This window comes from Pseudomonas sp. EL_65y_Pfl1_R83, assembly GCF_963970695.1.
GTDB classification, from domain to species: Bacteria; Pseudomonadota; Gammaproteobacteria; order Pseudomonadales; family Pseudomonadaceae; genus Aquipseudomonas; species Aquipseudomonas tritici.
Genome location: NZ_CAXAQI010000079.1, coordinates 1 through 734 on the forward strand (window position 1 = coordinate 1; position 734 = coordinate 734).

A 734-nucleotide genomic window follows, 5' to 3' on the forward strand; every position below is an offset into this window, starting at 1 on the left:
TGCCGATGGGCGCAGGCCGCGCGGCGTAATAGCTGCTATCAACACGCACGGTGGTATCGTCGCAGACGGTCCGAACGACCTCGGTGAAGATGCGGAAGGCAGCTACTGGCAACGGCCGCAGGTGTGGCTTCTCCTCCTGGAACATCGCCTCGACCTGACGACGCGTGCTGCCGTGGATGCGCTTGGAGGCCCAATTCTCCTCCCAGTGCCTCAAGAACTCGTTCTGGGCTTCCAGTGTCTCGAAGCGCCGTCCGGCCAGCGCGGTGCCCTGGGTATGTTGAATCGCGCTCTCGACGCATCCTTTCCGATTGGGATCGGCCACCCGCGCGGGATCGGCGACCACGGCGTAATGAGCCAGCATCGCGCTGTAAATCGGGTTGAGCTCGGGCTCGTACAAATCCGGCTTGAGGACGCCTTCCTTCAGGTTGTCGAGCACGACATAGCTTGGGACCCCGCCAAAATACCGGAACGCCTCTTCGTGGAGCTGCGCCCAGACTTGCTGGCTGGATTGCCACACCACCCGCCGGAAGCTGCGCCGCGAGTAGCGCAGCGTCATCACGAACAGGCGAGGACGGCGGTACCGGCCGCTCCTGGGATCAATCGTCAGAGCGCCCTCGCCATAGTCGACCTGGGCCTCCTCGCCGGGAAGGAACTCAAGTCGATCAAACTGCTCGGGATCGCTGTGTCGCAACGTGCGCACAAACCGCTTGACGCTCTGGTAGCTGGACGGAAAG

Annotated in this window: 1 protein-coding gene; it reads right to left on the reverse strand. The window is 63.2% G+C overall.

What is annotated here, in order from left to right; all coding sequences use genetic code 11:
* Positions 1 to 734 (reverse strand): IS21 family transposase (gene istA / locus AACY08_RS27710; protein WP_339472299.1); only part of this gene is annotated, 734 nt, incomplete at both ends.